Genomic DNA, 17103 nt, shown 5'->3' on the forward strand with positions numbered 1-17103 from the left:
ATTAATAGCTTAATCAAGGTATTAAACAATTAGATGACAAGTTTGCTACGTTTGTATGTCGGTATTTCACTGGCGCTCATTGCGTTTGCTGCCAATTCCGTTTTAAACCGTTTGGCCTTAGCGGATGATTTGATTGATCCGGGCAGTTTTACCCTATGGCGTTTATCCAGTGGCGCCGTCACTCTGTTGTTTCTTTGTTGGTTAAAAAGCCTAGCGAATTCGCAAGAAGACACTTTTATCCAGCTTAAAAAGGGCATGACTGAAGGTAATTGGCTGTCGGCTCTGGCACTCTTTGCCTATGCTGTGAGCTTCTCTTACGCTTACGTCAGCTTATCTACCGGAATGGGAGCCTTAGTCTTGTTTGCTATGGTGCAACTGACGCTGATTACATTGTCGATTTATTCCGGTCAGACATTGAGTAGGTTGGAGTGGCTGGGGCTAGCGTTAGCCTTTGCTGGTTTCGTCTACTTGCTCCTTCCTAATGTAACATCACCTTCCTTTATGGGATTTGTACTAATGTCTTTATCAGGCGTGGCTTGGGGCCTGTATACTTGGCGAGGTAAATTATCCAAACAGGCATTATGGACAACAACAGCTAATTTTACTCGCACTCTACCTATCTTATTGGTTGTTTTTTTGTGTTTGCTTTGGTTTGGCGATAGCCATGTTTCCCGACAAGGAATCGCCTTGGCTGTACTGTCTGGCGCGGTGATGTCAGGCTTAGGATATGCTTTATGGTATGCCGTCTTGCCTCTAATCAGTGCTTCAATGGCTGCGGTTCTGCAACTTCTGGTACCCATCATTGCAACCTTTGGTGGCATTATTTTTTCGGGTGAAAATATGAGTTTCCATCTAATGTCAGCCACACTGGTGGTTATTCTTGGTGTTTTGTTGGTGATACTGGGTAGAAAATAGTGAGTATATTTGGTGCGTTTTATTGTATTGATCTATTTTGGTGCTCGCTTGTGATGCAAAATGGGGAGTGAGAAATGGCCCAATGCGTGGGCCATTTAAAGACAATGCGAAATAAGGCGATTTTTAAGAAGACAGAGCCACATATGCCACAGTAAAGGCGTTTTCTTGGAAGGCTTTTAACCCTGTGGCTTTGAAAGCAACCGGTAATGGGTGACTTTGTAATGTTTCTTTGATGCTGGCGTTGTTATACAGATTGACTTGCACCGTATCGATAAGCTGTATCGCGGCTTCAATCTTGAAACCAATGGCACCGCCGGCAAATTTTCCTTTGGTTGGACGTTCCTTAATAGCAACATGGGTCACTTTGTAATCTTCAAATAATTTTTTTAGCGTGAATTGGAATTTACGCACGCTTTCACTGTCGTTTGGCTGACTTAATGCTAGGCGAATTTGTCGGCAATCTGGTATCTGAAACAAACCATCTTGTTTGGACAGTAAACATAAAATGGCTTCACTGCCTTTGATTTCGACACCACAAGTAATCATAAATGCACCTTCAATCATGAAATTTCTAGCATTATCTCATACTTACCTACATTCTAGCAGAGTAAAATACACTGCTTGTTTATAGCAAAAGAAGTCAGATCTAGGGCGAAAATAATGGCTTCTGGTTTATTACACTCTTTTCAAATTCATCACTCTCTTTATTAAGCGGAATGGGTTAGTATTTCGAGATATTATTTTGCAAAAATACAAATAACGATATTTTCTACTGAATAAATTCAAAAAACTGATTTTTCTTCGGTAGAAGTCTTTCTCTCACTTTGATGAAATTAGGTTGAAGCAAATGACTGTTCAATCGCCATTAGGCGTGACACCACCGCAAGTAAAATCATTGGATGAAATTTTACCTCATGAGCCTCTGTTAATGATGGGAGCAGGCCCTGTACCTATCCCTGAACGTGTGGCCAAGGCAAACTCAGTGGTCATTAACCACTTAGGCAGTGTCATGGCGCAAGTGATTGATCAAGTCAAATCTATGGCCAGATATGTCTTCCAAACAGAGTCCAAATGGGTTCTTGGTGTCGCTGGACCAGCCTCAGCTGCGATGGAGATGGCAGTAGCCAATTTGTTGCAAAAAGACGAACGTATTTTATGCGTTAATAACGGATTTTTTAGTCATCGTATGGCAGAAATGGCGAGCCGAGTGGGGGCTGATGTCCATGAGTTACATGTTGGTACTCATGAAGCGGCTGACCCTGAAAGAGTGCGTAAAGCCATCGAAGAGACGCGTCCTAAAGTCCTGACTCTGGTGCAGGGGGAGACATCAAATACGGTTTTCAATCACAGTCTTGAAGCCATCGCCAAAATCGCCAAATCCTACGGTTGTCTAGTCGTGGTTGATGCGGTATGTACACTGAGCACCATGCCGTTGCAAATGGATGAATGGCAAGTGGATGTGGTGATTACGGGTGGACAAAAAGGCTTATCTTCTATTCCTGGTGCTTCCTTGTTGGCTTTTTCCGATGAAGCTTGGAATGTCATTAAAAATCGTACTCAACCGACTGCACAATGGTGTTTTGATGTGCAATTGGCCGAGAATTTTTGGCACAAGGATGGCTACCATTACACCGCGCCAGTGTCTGGCATTATGGCGTTGCATGAAGCGTTGAAATTGGTTTGTGAAGAAACCTTAGAGCAGAGATTTGCACGTCATTTGCGTTGCTCAAAAGCCTTGCAAGCTGGGATTCAGGGCATGGGCTTGGATTTGTTTATTGCTCCTGAAGCGCGTTTGAATTCCGTGGTGGGAATCAATATTCCACAAGGTTTAACGGCTAATCAAATTTGTCATCATATTTCTGATGTCTATCGTGTGGAAATCGCCGGTTCTTTTGGGCAACCAATTGTGCGTATCGGTCAAATGGGTGAGCAATGTCGTGAGCATAACTTATTTAGAACACTGCACGCGCTTGGCAGCACCATGCGAGATTTAGGCGTGAAAGTGGATCAACCCAATGGCATGGCGGAAATGGAGGCCTATCTGCAACGTGTGCCGCGTACGCTTTATCAAGTAGCTTAACGAAATGTTAGCGAGTTAGACTTTTCCAATATAAAAAATAATGATTAAAAGTTCTTAGTTTTATTGCAACTAAAGGACTTTTTTAAACGAGTTACCATGAAGCTTGGTATAAAAGGGTAATAAATGAAAATAAGAAAATTTCGTTATTTAATTATATTGGTAGTGTTCTTGTGTCTTGGATGTGCAACCCATAATGGTTTGAGTGATGATCAAATCAAAATGGATCAAGACTATGAATATGCAATGAACGTTTATACTGGTCAGAACGGAGAAGAGCAAGATTATGACAAAGCTGTTTCGTTATTTAGTGCGTCTGCAAAAAATAATGATATAAGGGCTCAAGTATTTTTAGGGATCATATATGTATATGGTGCAGGGGTAAACGTTGATTATAAAAAAGCGAGAACACTCCTAGAGAAAGCCGCAGAAAGAGGACACCCAAAAGCTTTATTTCAAATGGGGGATTTATATTTTAAAGGTCGAGGTGTAAAACAAGACTATGAACAAGCAATGATTTTTTATAAAAAATCTGCTCTAAAAGGTGATAAATGGGCTCAACTTTCTTTAGGTAATATGTATTTATCGGGTAAAAGCATAGAAAAAAATTATAAGACAGCGTTTGAATGGTATGAAAAATCAGCACTGCAAGGTAATGACATTGCACAATTCAATGTAGGATTTATGTATGAATCTGGTGTTGGCATCATGCAAAATACTGAAAAAGCTTTAGAGTGGTATAAAAAGTCTGCACAACAGGATAATAAGGAAGCACAAAAAAGGCTGAAAATACTCTTAGGTGCAAACTAATGTGCTTTATTCGGCATCAGACTGGCAAATAAAGCCCCAAAGCTAATGAACAAACAGGCAATAATCTGACCTTGGCTCAGGTGCGCGTCAGTGAATAGTCCTAGCCATGCGGTTGAAAGAGCGGGAGCTGTGTAAGACAGTACGCCAAGCAAAGAAAGGTTGCCGCGTTTTACGCCAACATCCCAGCAGAAAAATGCCACCCCGACAGGGCCTAACCCTAATCCAAAAATCGCCAACCAAGTGCTAGCCTTCAGAGAAGAGGGCGTTGTTTCTAGAGCAAGGTGACTGATTCCCGCCAATAGGCTAGTGATTAAGCAATACCAAAGAACAGAACTGGATGGCACTTGCTGAAAGCGACGATTCGCCACCGAATAGCTTGACCAAATTAAGGCGCAAGCAAAAGCCGCCGCATACCCTGTCCAATGAGTCTTAAAGCCTACCACATCGGTTGATTGTGTTTTCGATTGCAACATGATTCCAGTGCCTACAAAGGCGATAACCGCTCCGACCAAATGAGTCCAAGAAAGTCCATTTCTACTGGTCAAACCTGCTAAAAGGACAATTAACAGTGGCCATAAATACGCGATTAATCCGGCCTCAACTGGCGGTGCGTGTTGGAAAGCATAGAAATAACAAAAGTGATAAAAGAAAAATCCAAGTCCACCCATTACGATGGCCTGTTTAGGGGTTTTTTGCCAAGACAACGTCAGTTCACCTTTAAGTAAATACACAACAAAGAATAACAGTGTGGCAACACCAAAAGTGATGGCCAATAACAGCAAAGGTGGCACCAAACCGGCTTGTGTGGTGAATAAGGCGAGGCTACTCCATAACAAGATAGCGATGCTGCCTATTAAGGTTGCTTGTGGGGAAATACTGGTGGTTGAACTCATTGGATGTCCTTATAAAAAAACGGCTTTTTATGTAAGTAAGGTTAACCTCATTGCAGTAACAAGGCATTGTCGAAAATCTCTGAATGTCTTGTTAAAAATCGTTTTGAGATGGGTGCTGAATAAGAAAAAAGCCATTTGACAGGGTGGTGACAGGTTTAAAAGGTAAGGTGATGACCTTCAAGTTTACTGAGTAATCTATCTGGCAAACTTGACTCGCTAACAAAAACAATAAACAAGCTGGAGAAAATCATGCTTAAAAACCTATCTTTGAAGTCTGTTCTTGTGTCTGGTGCAGTCGCACTTTCTATGGTTGGACAGGCTCATGCCTATGAACCTGCTCGCAGTGCTGAATGTATCGCTCCGGCCAATCCTGGTGGTGGTTGGGATTTTACTTGCCGTAGTGTCGGTAAAGTTCTAGTTGATCAAGATTACATTAAAGGTAATGTACAGACAGTGAACATGTCTGGCGCTGGTGGTGGTGTTGCATTTGCGCATACGGTCAGTAAACGAGCTAAAGATGACAGTTTAATCGTTGCAGCCAGTACTGCGACAACCACTCGTCTTGCTCAAGGTCAATTCCCTGGCATGAACTCTGATCAAGTAAAATGGGTAGGTACTTTGGGAGCAGACTACGGCATCATAGCGGTAGGTAAAGATTCAAAATACACTTCTCTTACTCAACTTTTAGACGCGTTGAAGGAAGATCCTACTTCTGTAAAGTTCGCAGGCGGTAGTGCGTCAGGTGGTTGGGATCATCTAAAAGTCTTAATGACGGCTCAAAAAGCCCAAGTGAAAGACCTGCCTAAAGTTCGTTACCTAGCCTTCAGTGGTGGTTCTGAAGCCTTGGTTCAGGTTGTTGGTGGACACGTTGATGCCTTCACCGGCGATGTTTCTGAAGTAAAAGGCTTTATGGATTCTGGTGACCTTCGTGTTTTGGCTGTGTTGTCTGCAGAACGTTTGCCAGCACCTTTTAATAGCATTCCGACCGCAATGGAACAAGGTATTGATTCTGTTGCACCAAACTGGCGTGGTTTCTATGTACCAGGTAAAGCCAGTCAAGCTTCTTATGATTGGTGGGTGAATACCATGGATGAGTTATACCAAACTCAAGAATGGAAAGACATCATGACCAAGAATGGTTTGATGCCATTTCACAAGTCTGGTGCTGACTTTACTCAATTCGTTAAAAATCAAACCTTGGATATTCAAATCCTGTCAAAAGACATTGGTTTGATTCGTTAATAGCAGACCGCTATTTGGAGAGGGCAACCTCTCCTTTTTTCCTATGTCCTTTAATCTAACATGGAGCAGAAACATGCGCGTGAATGATCGTGTGTTTGGCATGCTGATGCTAATTCTTGCCGTAGCATACGGCTGGCAAGCGACCCAATTTCCTGTGCCTTTTGGTGGTCATGAAAGTGTTGGGCCAGAAACTTTCCCCATCATGCTGTCTATTATCTTAGGGATCAGTTCAATTTACATGATGGTGCGTCCTGATGAAGACGAAAAATGGGCGCCAGCTGCCATGTTAGTTGAACTGACCGTCGTTGTGCTGTCTATGCTGGCATTCGCTTGGGCAATTGAGCCAATTGGTTTTATGCCTGCAGCGGCTTTAGTAGTGAGTTTCTTATGTTGGCGAATGGGAGCCAGTATCACCAAGAGTGTGATTACCGGTGTCGTCAGCTCAGTCAGTATCTTCTTGCTGTTTAATAATGTGCTTGAGCTAGCACTGCCTCTCGGTTTGTTGGAGTTTTAATATGGATACGATCAGCTTATTGATGCAGGGCTTTGCCGTTGCATTATCGCCCGAAAGTATTATGTTTGCCGTGACAGGTGCCATCTTAGGGACATTAATTGGTGCTTTGCCGGGCCTAGGTCCAGCCAATGGTGTGGCGATTCTTATTCCTTTGGCATTCAGCTTGGGCTTGTCGCCAACCTCTTCTTTAATCTTATTGACGTCTGTTTATGCTGGTGCCATGTACGGTGGGCGTATTTCGTCAATCTTACTGAACATTCCTGGTGATGAGCCTGCCATGATGACCTGTTTAGACGGTTATCCTATGGCAGTAAAGGGGAAAGCCGCGGAAGCATTAGCCATTTCGGCCATTGCCTCTTTTATTGGGAGTTTTATTGCGACTATTGGTTTAGTGATTCTGGCGCCAATCCTAGCAAAATTTGCCCTGAAATTTGGCCCGTCTGAATACTTTGCTTTGTTTGCGCTGGCGTTTGCCACTTTGGGTGGTATTACCGGTAAAAATCAATTTAAAACCCTAATGGCCGCGGCCATTGGTTTGATGATTGCCACTGTGGGGATTGATATTTCAACAGGGGTGCAACGCTATACGTTTAATACCCTTGAACTCTTTGAAGGGGTAGATTTCATCATTGCTATTGTCGGTTTGTTTGCCATCAGTGAGTTGTTGTTCTTCCTAGAACGACACGCAGGAGATGGTTTGAAACAAGTGGCCATTAATAAGCTGAAGTTAAGCGCGCAAGACATTATCAAAGTATTACCTGCTTCCATTCGCGGTGCTTTATTAGGCTTTGTGTCTGGTGTTTTACCGGGTGCTGGTGCGTCTTTGGGGAGTTTTATAAGTTACACGCTGGAAAAACGTACGTCTGATAAAGGTGAGTTTGGTAAGGGTGATCCTCGTGGCGTGGCTGCACCTGAAGCGGGTAACAATGGTGCCGCTTCAGGTGCCTTGGTGCCAATGCTGACGTTAGGTGTACCAGGTAGTGGTACCACCGCGGTTTTGCTGGCCATGCTGATCTCTTTAAATATTTCCCCAGGACCAATGTTGTTCCAGCAAAATGCGGACTTGGTGTGGGGGGTTATTGCGGCCATGTTTGTGGGTAACTTGGTATTGCTTTTGTTGAACATTCCTATGGTTGGGATTTTCGTTAAGCTGTTGAGTATTCCACCCAAATACTTGATGCCAATTGTTACCTTGATTGCGTCAGTGGGGATTTATTCAGTTAGTCACAGTGCGTTGGACTTGTACTTTATGGTGGGCTTTGGTGTCGCGGGATACATATTCCGTAAAGTGGACATTCCATTGGTGCCCATTATTTTAGGCATGTTGCTTGGACCCGAAATGGAAAAAAGCCTTCGCCATGCGTTAGTATTGTCCGATGGTGATTGGACTGTTCTGCTCAATAGTGGCCTGAGTATTGGTTTGTGGCTAGTGGCCATTTTAGGCTTGGTACTGCCGATATTGATCGGGCCTATTGTGCGAGCGAAAATGGCAAAATCTAAACATGTGGGTGATTAATATTTAGCACTCTGCAATATAGATTAAAAATTCGAACCGTTTTAGCGGTTCGAATTTTTTGCGTTTTAAACAATAAAAATGAGAAAGCCAATCTATTATGCGAATTTTAGTGGTTGAAGATACGCAAGTGTTAGGACAAGCAATTTGTGAAAGGCTAACCAGCCTTGGCCATGGAGTAGATCTGATCTGTGATGGCAAGCAAGCGGATCATATGCTTAAGTATCAAGCAGTCGACTTGATACTCTTGGATTTAAACTTGCCAGGTTTGTCTGGCTTACAACTCTTACAAAAACTCCGTCAGCGAGATGACGATACGCCAGTGCTTATTTTAACGGCGCGAGATCAAATTGAAGATCGTATTCGTTTATTGGACGCCGGAGCCGATGATTACCTGACCAAGCCTTTTGATTTTGGTGAGCTGGAAGCACGTTGTCGCGCCTTGTTGAGACGAAAGCAAGGTTATGCTGCGAATGTTACCGAACATGGTAATATTCGGGTGAATCGTGACAGTCGCCAAGTGTTTGTCAATGATGAACTCACCGCCATTACCAACAGAGAGTTTCGCTTGTTGGAAATCTTTTTAGGCCATCTAGGTCGTGTTTTGAGTAAGGACGAAATAACCGATCATTTGTTTAATTTTGATGAAACACCTGGGCCCAATGCTATTGAGTTGTATGTTGGACGTTTACGAAAAAAATTAGCGATGGGGGATTTGCGAATTAGTACCTTACGAGGAATCGGTTATGTGGCAGAAATCACTCAGTCCGCAAAATCTGAGTGAAGAAGAAAAGCAGGCGCTGAAAAACGCGCCTTCTTTACGCTTCCGATTCATCATTGCGGGTGTTTTAGTGATAGGCGTCATTGCTGTTATCGCGGTGAATTTGATTTTCGATTACAGTCGTCAGCTTGCCGATTTATCTTACGATCGTTTGCTGCGCAGTGCGTTACTGCAAATGGATGAAAATATTGTCTTGATTGATAACCAAATCAGCGTGGATATTCCTTGGTCGGCGTTTGCCACCCTAGCACAAGCCGATGAAGACAGAGTGTTTTACAAGGTGGAAAGTCAGGAACAAGGCTTTATCACAGGTTATGAAAGCTTAGTTTCAACTCCACCAGAGCCCCCTGAATTAGATCAAATCCAGTTTTATAATCAAGAGTATTCCGGTGAATCGGTGCGTTTCGCTTGGTTAGAACGTCATCTTACTGACCCTGAAAGTGCGCAAACCGTTCGAATTTTACTGGGTCAAACGCGTCTCTCTCGTGAACGCATGGCAACTTCGATTACGCAACGGGCATTAGAGGTGGTGATCGTTATTGCTTTGGTGGCAATCGCCTTGATTATCTTCGGCAGTCATTTGGTGTTGCGTCCTTTGCATCGTATTGAATGGGCCCTAGAAGAGCGGGTCATGGGAGACTTAACCCCTATTACATTGAACACACCCAAAGAAACTCATCATCTTAAAGTGGCGATTAATCACTTCATGGAGCGCTTGCAAAGTAACCTTGAGCAGCTTGAAAATTATACCGCGGATGCAGCCCATCAGTTGCGAACTCCATTAGCCAGTCTTAAGGCTCTAGCAGAGAATGCCCGCGATCATACCTCCCCGGAAAAACAACATATTGCCTTAGAAAATATTGTCAGACAATGTGATGATTTAAGCCAAACGGTCACCTTGTTATTGAATCAGGCGGTGGTTTCTCATCGTTTACAAACCCATCGACTAGAGGCGATTGATTTGCTGGTCCCCATAAAAGCGTCTTGTCGTGAACACGCAGTAACGGCTTTGCATCATGGGGTACATTTGTCCTTTGAAGCGTCGGTGCCACAAGCTTGGGTTTTAGGTGACGCTTTTGCCATGCAGCAAATGATGCAAAATTTGCTTGAGAATGCTGTACGTTATAGTGGTCAAGCAGGAGATGAAGAGAAAGAAGTGATTGTTATGGTGACAGAATCAGAGAAGAGCTTTCGAATCCAAGTGATAGATTATGGTGATGGTATTGCCGATGATGAGAAAGAAAGGGTCTTCGAACGATTCTATCGCGCTCGCTATGACATTGCTGGAAGTGGAGTGGGCTTATCTATGGTAAAAGACATTCTGGATTATCATCACGCGACCATCAGCATTCTGGATACCCGGCCTAAAGGCACCACATTCCAAGTCGAGATTGAAAAGCTGAAGGGCTTTCGGGAGCACCGTCAATGAGAACCCTGCTGTTTGTTTGCTTTTTAATGTCCTGTTCTAAGACGTTGGCCGAAGTGCCAACGGTATGGTTTGGAAAAACCAATGCATCGCGCGTCTTGGTGATTAACTCGGCGTTGGATTTAAGCTCATTTGAACCGATTCTGCAGCGTTTTGTTGAGCAGTATCCTGACATCCGAGTGGCGTATCGTGATGTGAATACACTGGAATTGTATTATCTCACCATAGACCAACAGCCTAACCCTGAAGCCAGTTTGGCGATCAGCAGTGCGATGGATTTACACTTTAAATTGGTCAACGATGGTTATGCTCAAACCTATGAATCGACCAATACGGAAAATTTGCCCAGCGACTATAAATGGCGTAATCAATTGTTTGCTTTTTCGCTTGAGCCGATTGTTATGCTGGTGAACAAAAAAGCCTTTCCAGGCCCTTTACCTCAAGACAGGCAATCCCTATTACAGACGATTCGTCAATATGGCCCAGAGATGACCAAGCGAATTGGTACCTACGATATTCGCCAAAGTGGAGTTGGTTATTTGTTAGCCAGTCAGGATGCCAGACAGGCGGATTTAACATGGGGACGCTTGTTAGAAGCCTTCGGCAGTCATGATGTGCAAACCTATTGTTGTACTCATAATATTATTGATGATGTGGCTGATGGTAAGCTGGTGTTGGGTTATAACTTGTTGGGCTCTTATGCGTCGCAAAGAGCAAAAGACGATGACAGGTTAGAAATGATTCTGCCTAAAGATTTTACCTTAATGTTGATGCGTGCCGCCTTGATTCCAAAAGGTGCGCCTAATCCAACGGATGCGGGTTTATTTATTGACTTTTTATTGTCAGACCAAGCACAAGCTATGATGCAGCAACAAGGTCTGCTTTTTCCCATTCGACCCGATGAGCAAAATAAAGAGGATCCATTTGTGGTGAGCGCACCGGGACCAACCGGCATCATAGAGTTGGATCAGCAATTATTGGTAGGGCGTGATTATGCAAAACAACAGCGTTTCATCCGTAACTGGGAAATCGCCTTTGAGATTAATCAGCAGGAATGAGGCGATATTGTCCTGGCGTGGTGTTTTCGTATTGGCGGAATAAACGGACCAATGCACTGGCATTAGACAATCCCACTTTTTCGGCTACTTGCTCTAAGCTTTTATTACTCTGTTGAAGCCAGTACTTGGCTTGCTTTAGTTGTTGTGCTCTCTGGTATTGCTTGGGTGTCACCTGTAAATGACGCTTAAACAATACCGTTAGTTGGCTTTGGCTTAAATGCACTTCTTGGGCGACTTGTGCAATGCTCATTTCTAGGTTTTCAATCTGTTTGAGTAGATGAATCGCTTTTTGCAATCTCTGATCGGACTTGAAAATATGTTCATTAGGAATAGGGAGTAAGCTCTCTAGTAACGCTAAAGCCTGTTGTTTGCGAAACTTATCATTGTCTTTTACTAAGCTGGCAAGAAAAGGCAAGTAGGTTTGTGCTTGCGGTGTTAAGTCAATAAAAGCCTTTGTGCTAATGAGTTTTTCATCCCAAACGGGGAGCGCATTAAGAATCAGGCATTGATTATCCTCTAATGCCAAATGAGTATGCGCTTGTTGTTTGGAAATCATACAGGCTTGGCCCAGTTGAATATTGGCTTGTTGACCTTCGACTTCCAGATTGAGTTGGCCCGAAAGAGGCAAAACAATTTGTGTGTGCTGATGCAAATGTGCTCTCGCAGTATCTCGATAAGATAGGATTTCAAGGGCATCGCGCATATGACTTTACCTTATGCTTTTTCTCTTGGATTCGACTCGCTTAGGGAACTAATGCAAACTTATGTAGACTGATACTCTATCTTGAACTCATGAAAAGCAAAAGGGGAATCTATGCGCAACCTGTGGATTGGGTGGTTGGTGCTTTGTTGTCAGGCTGTTCATGCCGAGGTGGCATTGCAAATTTTGGATCAAGATCAACAGCCAGTGGCGGATGCTGTGGTATTGGTAGCCAGTAAGCAAGTAGACACACCACAACAAAATGCCATCATTGATCAAATAGATTCGGCTTTTGTGCCACGTGTGGCGGTCATTCAAAAGGGTCAGTCGATAGGTTTTCCTAATAGTGATGATATTCGTCATCACGTTTACAGCTTCTCAGCGCCTAAAAGCTTTGAAATCAAGTTATATAAAGGCTCTGATATTGCTCCCATTGAGTTTGATAAAGCAGGTTTAGTAATTCTAGGCTGTAATATTCATGATGATATGATTGGTTACATTTTAGTGGCGGATAATCAATTTGCCGTAAAAAGTAATAAAAAAGGTTGGGTCACTTTACCAGTTGAAGCAGGAGATGAGATCACCATTTGGAGTGATCGTTTTGTGGCTGGCTTGGAGCATAGACAGAATTTCACTGTAGGATCAGCCAAACAACAAAGTGTCAGTTTGGAATTGTACCCTGCTCTTGAGATGTCAGATCATCAAGGTCATGACAGCGTATATGATTGGTAATGTGTTTGGGAATGGGCCTTATTTTTGGGCAAAGGGGATAAGCAGATAAATTTACAGATCGAGATACAGAAACGACATTCAAAATAAATTGTTATCCTGTATCCTGTTAGTCAAAATCAGTTTAGATATTTTAAGATTTGGCCCAAAAAACGCCTGCAAACCATTGTTTTATAATAAATTTAAGCCTCATCGTGGTGTTTAAGATGGGCCTATAGTATGGTAACACTGCATCTAGGATGCTCTTCTGCATAAATGAGACTTCATTAACAATGTCTTTAATGCGAATCCGTGAAAAGTAAATTTGCTTTTTTATACTGATTTATCGGTATTGGTTCGATTATCCACTATTTTTGTAGAATCAATGCTTGGATTTTAAACTGCCGTCATTGGCTTCAAACAAGGAACCTAAAGGATGGAAATTCTTCTTCATTATTTATTAAGCGTGCAATTTTTAGTTCTTATTCTGGCGGTTGTGCTGTTGAAGAGTTCGATAAAATTTGTGCCACAAAACCGCGCTTTTTTGATTGAGCGTTTTGGCAAATACCAATCGACAAAAGAAGCAGGCTTAAATTTCATTGTGCCATTTGTTGATCGTGTGGCTGCAGACCGTTCATTAAAAGAACAGGCTGTTGATGTTCCCGAGCAAAGTGCGATTACCAAGGATAATATTTCACTGCACGTGGACGGCGTTTTGTATTTTCGCGTTTTGGATCCATACAAAGCCACTTACGGTGTCGATAATTATGTCTTTGCGGTGACGCAATTGGCGCAAACGACCATGCGTTCAGAGTTGGGTAAAATGGAATTAGACAAAACCTTTGAAGAGCGTGATCAGTTGAATACCAACATAGTATCTTCCATTAATGAGGCTGCTGGTCCTTGGGGTATTCAGGTGTTACGTTACGAAATCAAAGACATCGTTCCGCCACATTCTGTGATGGAAGCCATGGAAGCGCAAATGAAGGCTGAGCGGGTTAAGCGTGCGCAGATTCTTGAATCTGAAGGTGATCGTCAAGCGGCGATTAACCGTGCGGAAGGTGAAAAGGCGTCTGTTGTTCTAGCGGCTGAGGCTGATAAAGAAGAGCAAGTTTTACGTGCCGAAGGTGAAGCCAAAGCCATTGTTGCAGTGGCAGAAGCACAAGCTGAAGCCTTGCGTAAAGTGGGTGAAGCGGCGGCGACAGATGAAGGCCAAAAAGCCATTCAATTGGATCTAGCAACCAAGGCCATTGAGGCAAAGCGTGCCATTGCTAAAGAATCTTCTGTGGTATTGTTGCCTGATGGTGCAACAGACGCTTCTTCCTTAGTTGCGCAAGCTACTAGCATTATTCAGCAAATGTCTAAAGGTAACTGAAGATGAGTTTTTTCACCGATAATTTAGCTCAAAGCCTACTCGTTATAGGTTTGATTCTATTGGTGATTGAAGTCGCCGTGTTGGGCTTTGCTACCTTCTTTTTATTTTTTGCTGGCGTCGCAGCCATTGGAACGAGCGTACTCTTGTACTTGGGTGTTATACAAGATACTTGGCTTAGCTCATTAATGAGCACTGGTGTGTTGACACTGGTGGCCGCTTTGCTTTTGTGGCGACCATTGAAAGCCATGCAAGCCAATGTAAGCAGTAAAAAGGCGCAAGGGGATTTAGTCGGTCATCAGTTTGTACTGCAAGATAGGGTATCGGCTACTGAGTCACCCAGTTACTCTTATTCAGGGGTGAAATGGCAGCTGGTTAGTCCGCAGACTCTTGAAGTCGGAACACGAGTTGAAGTGACTGAAGCGGAAGTGGGTGTGTTTCACATCAAACCCGTTGACTGAAAGGGCTTTAAGTAATCAAAAAAAACCAGACAGATGAAATCTTGTCTGGTTTTTTTTTGAGATTATCAACGTAGGATGAGTAAAGGGATAGTGCTTTCAATGATCATTTTACTGGTATTGCTACCGACAAAAAATTGACGCACTTTGGAATGAGCGTAAGCGCCCATCGCCATTAATTCGATATTGTGATCCTCACGATACTGAGTAAGAACTGGGTAGATTTTTCCCGGTAATAGGCTGCTTGTAACTTGGAAGCCTTCCTTCTCTAGTATGTTTTGAGCTTGTGTGAGTTTACCTCTGCGTTCAGGTGTGTCTTCACCTGCCATAACCAAATGGCAAGGTAAGCCTGACAATAGAGGGCTTTTGGCAATACGAGTAATGGCATTATCAGCCGCCTCGCGACCGTCGTATGCGATCATGAAATTTTGAGGTGCTTCAAATTCTCCAATAGTGATAAGAATTGGACGGTGTTGGCTGCGGGCCACTTTCTCAATGTGAGAGCCAATGGTGTGTGCATTCATTTTGTGATTGCTGCCATATCGGCCAAGTACAATTAAGCGAGTATCTTCTTCCAACTCGGATAAGCTTTCAGTCAGTTCGCCATGTCGTTGTAGCTGGGATACCTGATTGGCTCCAGATGACAGAGCAAACGATTTCGCTTTGTCGAGAATCAATTTACCGTGCTCTAACGCCAGTTTGGCGCGTCTGGCATCCAATTCGACCAGTTCTTCTAATAGGTGTTCACGGCTACCAAAACCGATGGAGCCGGACAAATCTTCTTCTGTCCGGCTTTCTTCTTTTTCCAAGGAGTGCAGGAGTATCAGGGGACAGGTTAATTTTTTAGCAGCCCAAACTGAGGCGGCTGTTATGTGTTCTGATAAAGATGAACCATCAATACAGGCGATGACATTGTTCATGATTGCACTCCTTTTTTTGATTTTTATTAGTGCCCACCCATGAGTTTTTCAACTTCTTCTGGATTGTTGTGAACGCCAAATTTATCGACCACGGTGGCACTGGCTTCATTCATGCCGATTAATTCCACTTCTGCGCCTTCTCGACGGAATTTAATCACTACCTTGTCCAGAGCCGATACGGCAGTGATGTCCCAAAAATGCGCATCAGATAGATCAATCGTAACCTTTTCAACGGCTTCTTTAAAATCAAATGATCCATTAAATTGATCTGAAGAAGCAAAAAACACTTGGCCAATTACCTTGTATTTACGATGGGCTTTATGATCGCCTTGCTCTTTTTTAACCGCCATAAAGCGACCAATTTTATTGGCAAAGAACATAGCTGCGAGTAGTACACCAACAAATACTCCCAGCGCCAAATTGTGTGTATAGACCACAATAGATACCGTAGCCAGCATAACAATATTAGTCGACAAAGGGTGCTTTTTCAGATTGATAACGGATTCCCAAGAGAAAGTACCAATGGACACCATGATCATGACGGCAACCAAGGCTGCCATTGGAATTTGACCAATTAACTCGTCTAAGAAAACCACCATAATTAAGAGTAAGAAGCCTGCGATAAAGGTGGAAAGACGACCACGACCGCCGGATTTAACATTGATAACCGATTGACCAATCATGGCACAACCTGCCATACCACCCAGTAAACCAGAAGTGATATTGGCCACGCCTTGGCCTTTACATTCGCGGTTTTTATCGCTTTTTGTGTCCGTGAATTCATCGACAATAGTGGCTGTCATCATGGATTCTAATAAGCCTACCACAGCAAGACCAAGGGAGTAGGGCAGTATGATCCACAAGGTTTCTAGGTTTAGTGGTACATCTGGCCATAGGAAAACAGGCAAGGTATCTGGTAGTTCGCCCATGTCACCAACCGTGCGAATATCTAAGCCATATGTCATAGCAAAGGCTGTCAACAAAACGATACACACAAGTGGTGATGGAATGGCTTTACCGATAACAGGAATGAGTGGGAACAAGTAAATAATACCCAAGCCGACAGCTGTCATCGCATAAACATGCCAAGTGACATTGGTCAGCTCAGGTAACTGGGCCATAAAAATGAGAATGGCCAAAGCATTTACAAAGCCTGTTACCACAGAGCGTGAGACGAAACGCATTAAACTACCGAGTTTCAGGTATCCGGCAATAATCTGAAACACCCCCGTTAGCAAAGTGGCAGCGAGCAAGTATTGCAAGCCATGTTCCTTTACTAGGGTTACCATGAGTAGGGCCATGGCACCCGTGGCAGCAGAAATCATACCTGGACGACCACCGAAAAACGAAATAACCACAGCAATACAGAATGAAGCGTATAGACCAACCTTAGGATCTACTCCTGCTATGATAGAGAATGCTATGGCTTCAGGTATGAGGGCCAAGGCAACCACTGTCCCAGCGAGTGAATCGCCTTTTATATTTGAGAACCAATCTCGTTTTATCGAATCGATCATTTATTACCTTCTGTCGTATGTATTTAGCAATGAGAGTTTTGCCGCTAAGAGAGACGCTGAGGAGCAGATGAGGTCAAGTTAACCTGTTGCTAAAGCTACTTTTAGTGTCATGAGTAGAAGCTGCAGCATCAAATTAAATTGATGAGTACGAGCGTCCAAAAATTAGGCGAAATTATAAAGACTTAGCACATTTAAGGCA

At 43.3% G+C, this 17103-nt stretch carries 17 protein-coding genes; 12 read left to right on the forward strand and 5 right to left on the reverse strand.

Going from position 1 to position 17103, the window contains the following annotated elements; genetic code table 11:
- Positions 1 to 33 precede the first annotated feature (33 nt).
- Positions 34 to 915, forward strand: a complete 882-nt coding sequence (locus ABXS85_RS00495) for a DMT family transporter (RefSeq protein ID WP_353668092.1) — start codon at positions 34 to 36, stop codon at positions 913 to 915.
- Between the two features lie 123 nt (positions 916 to 1038).
- Here ABXS85_RS00495 and ABXS85_RS00500 read toward each other — a convergent pair whose 3' ends face one another.
- Entirely contained in the window at positions 1039 to 1461 is a 423-nt protein-coding gene (locus ABXS85_RS00500; RefSeq protein WP_353669793.1) for a DUF3010 family protein, read from the reverse strand.
- A gap of 301 nt (positions 1462 to 1762) precedes the next feature.
- On the opposite strand from ABXS85_RS00500, the gene ABXS85_RS00505 reads away from it, so the two are divergent.
- Both ABXS85_RS00505 and ABXS85_RS00510 read left to right on the forward strand, forming a co-directional pair.
- Positions 1763 to 2995 (forward strand): alanine--glyoxylate aminotransferase family protein, encoded by a 1233-nt coding sequence (locus ABXS85_RS00505; protein ID WP_353668093.1) that lies wholly within the window; start codon positions 1763 to 1765, stop codon positions 2993 to 2995.
- Between the two features lie 123 nt (positions 2996 to 3118).
- The gene (locus tag ABXS85_RS00510) at positions 3119 to 3802 is read left to right on the forward strand and encodes a tetratricopeptide repeat protein (protein ID WP_353668094.1); all 684 of its coding nucleotides are present in this window, start codon (positions 3119 to 3121) and stop codon (positions 3800 to 3802) included.
- Here ABXS85_RS00510 and ABXS85_RS00515 read toward each other — a convergent pair.
- Positions 3799 to 4695 (reverse strand): EamA family transporter, encoded by an 897-nt coding sequence (locus ABXS85_RS00515; RefSeq protein ID WP_353668095.1) that lies wholly within the window; start codon positions 4693 to 4695, stop codon positions 3799 to 3801. The genes ABXS85_RS00510 and ABXS85_RS00515 overlap by 4 nt on opposite strands.
- Before the next feature lie 249 nt (positions 4696 to 4944).
- On the opposite strand from ABXS85_RS00515, the gene ABXS85_RS00520 reads away from it, so the two are divergent.
- The 6 genes from ABXS85_RS00520 to ABXS85_RS00545 all read left to right on the forward strand — a co-directional run bounded on the left by ABXS85_RS00520 (position 4945) and on the right by ABXS85_RS00545 (position 11229).
- Positions 4945 to 5937, forward strand: coding sequence for a tripartite tricarboxylate transporter substrate-binding protein (locus ABXS85_RS00520; protein ID WP_353668096.1), 993 nt, complete (start codon positions 4945 to 4947; stop codon positions 5935 to 5937).
- 73 nt (positions 5938 to 6010) lie between these two features.
- Complete coding sequence (locus tag ABXS85_RS00525) at positions 6011 to 6451, forward strand: tripartite tricarboxylate transporter TctB family protein (protein WP_353668097.1); 441 nt, start codon at positions 6011 to 6013, stop codon at positions 6449 to 6451.
- Between the two features lies 1 nt (position 6452).
- Positions 6453 to 7967, forward strand: a complete 1515-nt coding sequence (locus ABXS85_RS00530) for a tripartite tricarboxylate transporter permease (protein WP_353668098.1) — start codon at positions 6453 to 6455, stop codon at positions 7965 to 7967.
- 97 nt (positions 7968 to 8064) lie between these two features.
- Positions 8065 to 8748, forward strand: a complete 684-nt coding sequence (locus tag ABXS85_RS00535) for a response regulator transcription factor (protein WP_353668099.1) — start codon at positions 8065 to 8067, stop codon at positions 8746 to 8748.
- The gene (locus ABXS85_RS00540) at positions 8711 to 10174 is read left to right on the forward strand and encodes a sensor histidine kinase (RefSeq protein WP_353668100.1); all 1464 of its coding nucleotides are present in this window, start codon (positions 8711 to 8713) and stop codon (positions 10172 to 10174) included. The genes ABXS85_RS00535 and ABXS85_RS00540 overlap by 38 nt, the downstream gene beginning before the upstream one ends.
- Complete coding sequence (locus ABXS85_RS00545; protein WP_353668101.1) at positions 10171 to 11229, forward strand: ABC transporter substrate-binding protein; 1059 nt, start codon at positions 10171 to 10173, stop codon at positions 11227 to 11229. The genes ABXS85_RS00540 and ABXS85_RS00545 overlap by 4 nt, the downstream gene beginning before the upstream one ends.
- On the opposite strand, the gene ABXS85_RS00550 is transcribed toward ABXS85_RS00545, so the two are convergent.
- Complete coding sequence (locus tag ABXS85_RS00550) at positions 11213 to 11932, reverse strand: AraC family transcriptional regulator (protein ID WP_353668102.1); 720 nt, start codon at positions 11930 to 11932, stop codon at positions 11213 to 11215. The two genes, ABXS85_RS00545 and ABXS85_RS00550, sit on opposite strands and share 17 nt — an antisense overlap.
- A gap of 111 nt (positions 11933 to 12043) precedes the next feature.
- Between ABXS85_RS00550 and ABXS85_RS00555 the strand changes: the two genes are divergently transcribed.
- The 3 genes from ABXS85_RS00555 to ABXS85_RS00565 all read left to right on the forward strand — a co-directional run bounded on the left by ABXS85_RS00555 (position 12044) and on the right by ABXS85_RS00565 (position 14470).
- Positions 12044 to 12661, forward strand: coding sequence for a methylamine utilization protein (locus tag ABXS85_RS00555; RefSeq protein ID WP_353668103.1), 618 nt, complete (start codon positions 12044 to 12046; stop codon positions 12659 to 12661).
- 412 nt (positions 12662 to 13073) lie between these two features.
- Positions 13074 to 14012 carry a stomatin-like protein gene (locus ABXS85_RS00560; protein WP_353668104.1) on the forward strand — a complete coding sequence of 313 codons (939 nt, stop codon included), beginning with the start codon at positions 13074 to 13076 and terminating at the stop codon, positions 14010 to 14012.
- Between the two features lie 2 nt (positions 14013 to 14014).
- Positions 14015 to 14470: an NfeD family protein gene (locus tag ABXS85_RS00565; RefSeq protein ID WP_353668105.1), complete on the forward strand. Its 456-nt coding sequence runs from the start codon at positions 14015 to 14017 to the stop codon at positions 14468 to 14470.
- A 65-nt stretch (positions 14471 to 14535) separates the two neighbouring features.
- Here the strand turns inward: ABXS85_RS00565 and ABXS85_RS00570 are convergent, their stop codons facing one another.
- Together ABXS85_RS00570 and ABXS85_RS00575 are read right to left on the reverse strand one after the other, a co-directional pair.
- Positions 14536 to 15387 carry a universal stress protein gene (locus ABXS85_RS00570; RefSeq protein WP_353668106.1) on the reverse strand — a complete coding sequence of 284 codons (852 nt, stop codon included), beginning with the start codon at positions 15385 to 15387 and terminating at the stop codon, positions 14536 to 14538.
- A 26-nt stretch (positions 15388 to 15413) separates the two neighbouring features.
- A complete protein-coding gene (locus ABXS85_RS00575; protein WP_353668107.1) occupies positions 15414 to 16904 on the reverse strand; it encodes a SulP family inorganic anion transporter in 1491 nt (496 codons plus the stop codon).
- Positions 16905 to 17103 lie beyond the last annotated feature (199 nt).

Source organism: Marinomonas sp. THO17, assembly GCF_040436405.1.
In the GTDB taxonomy this organism is placed as follows: domain Bacteria; phylum Pseudomonadota; class Gammaproteobacteria; order Pseudomonadales; family Marinomonadaceae; genus Marinomonas.

Coding starts and splice junctions, on each gene's coding strand:
- ABXS85_RS00495 (WP_353668092.1), top strand. CDS start 34: ATGACAAGTTTGCTACGTTTGTATGTCGGTATTTCACTGGCGCTCATT.
- ABXS85_RS00500 (WP_353669793.1), bottom strand. CDS start 1,461: ATGATTACTTGTGGTGTCGAAATCAAAGGCAGTGAAGCCATTTTATGT.
- ABXS85_RS00505 (WP_353668093.1), top strand. CDS start 1,763: ATGACTGTTCAATCGCCATTAGGCGTGACACCACCGCAAGTAAAATCA.
- ABXS85_RS00510 (WP_353668094.1), top strand. CDS start 3,119: ATGAAAATAAGAAAATTTCGTTATTTAATTATATTGGTAGTGTTCTTG.
- ABXS85_RS00515 (WP_353668095.1), bottom strand. CDS start 4,695: ATGAGTTCAACCACCAGTATTTCCCCACAAGCAACCTTAATAGGCAGC.
- ABXS85_RS00520 (WP_353668096.1), top strand. CDS start 4,945: ATGCTTAAAAACCTATCTTTGAAGTCTGTTCTTGTGTCTGGTGCAGTC.
- ABXS85_RS00525 (WP_353668097.1), top strand. CDS start 6,011: ATGCGCGTGAATGATCGTGTGTTTGGCATGCTGATGCTAATTCTTGCC.
- ABXS85_RS00530 (WP_353668098.1), top strand. CDS start 6,453: ATGGATACGATCAGCTTATTGATGCAGGGCTTTGCCGTTGCATTATCG.
- ABXS85_RS00535 (WP_353668099.1), top strand. CDS start 8,065: ATGCGAATTTTAGTGGTTGAAGATACGCAAGTGTTAGGACAAGCAATT.
- ABXS85_RS00540 (WP_353668100.1), top strand. CDS start 8,711: ATGTGGCAGAAATCACTCAGTCCGCAAAATCTGAGTGAAGAAGAAAAG.
- ABXS85_RS00545 (WP_353668101.1), top strand. CDS start 10,171: ATGAGAACCCTGCTGTTTGTTTGCTTTTTAATGTCCTGTTCTAAGACG.
- ABXS85_RS00550 (WP_353668102.1), bottom strand. CDS start 11,932: ATGCGCGATGCCCTTGAAATCCTATCTTATCGAGATACTGCGAGAGCA.
- ABXS85_RS00555 (WP_353668103.1), top strand. CDS start 12,044: ATGCGCAACCTGTGGATTGGGTGGTTGGTGCTTTGTTGTCAGGCTGTT.
- ABXS85_RS00560 (WP_353668104.1), top strand. CDS start 13,074: ATGGAAATTCTTCTTCATTATTTATTAAGCGTGCAATTTTTAGTTCTT.
- ABXS85_RS00565 (WP_353668105.1), top strand. CDS start 14,015: ATGAGTTTTTTCACCGATAATTTAGCTCAAAGCCTACTCGTTATAGGT.
- ABXS85_RS00570 (WP_353668106.1), bottom strand. CDS start 15,387: ATGAACAATGTCATCGCCTGTATTGATGGTTCATCTTTATCAGAACAC.
- ABXS85_RS00575 (WP_353668107.1), bottom strand. CDS start 16,904: ATGATCGATTCGATAAAACGAGATTGGTTCTCAAATATAAAAGGCGAT.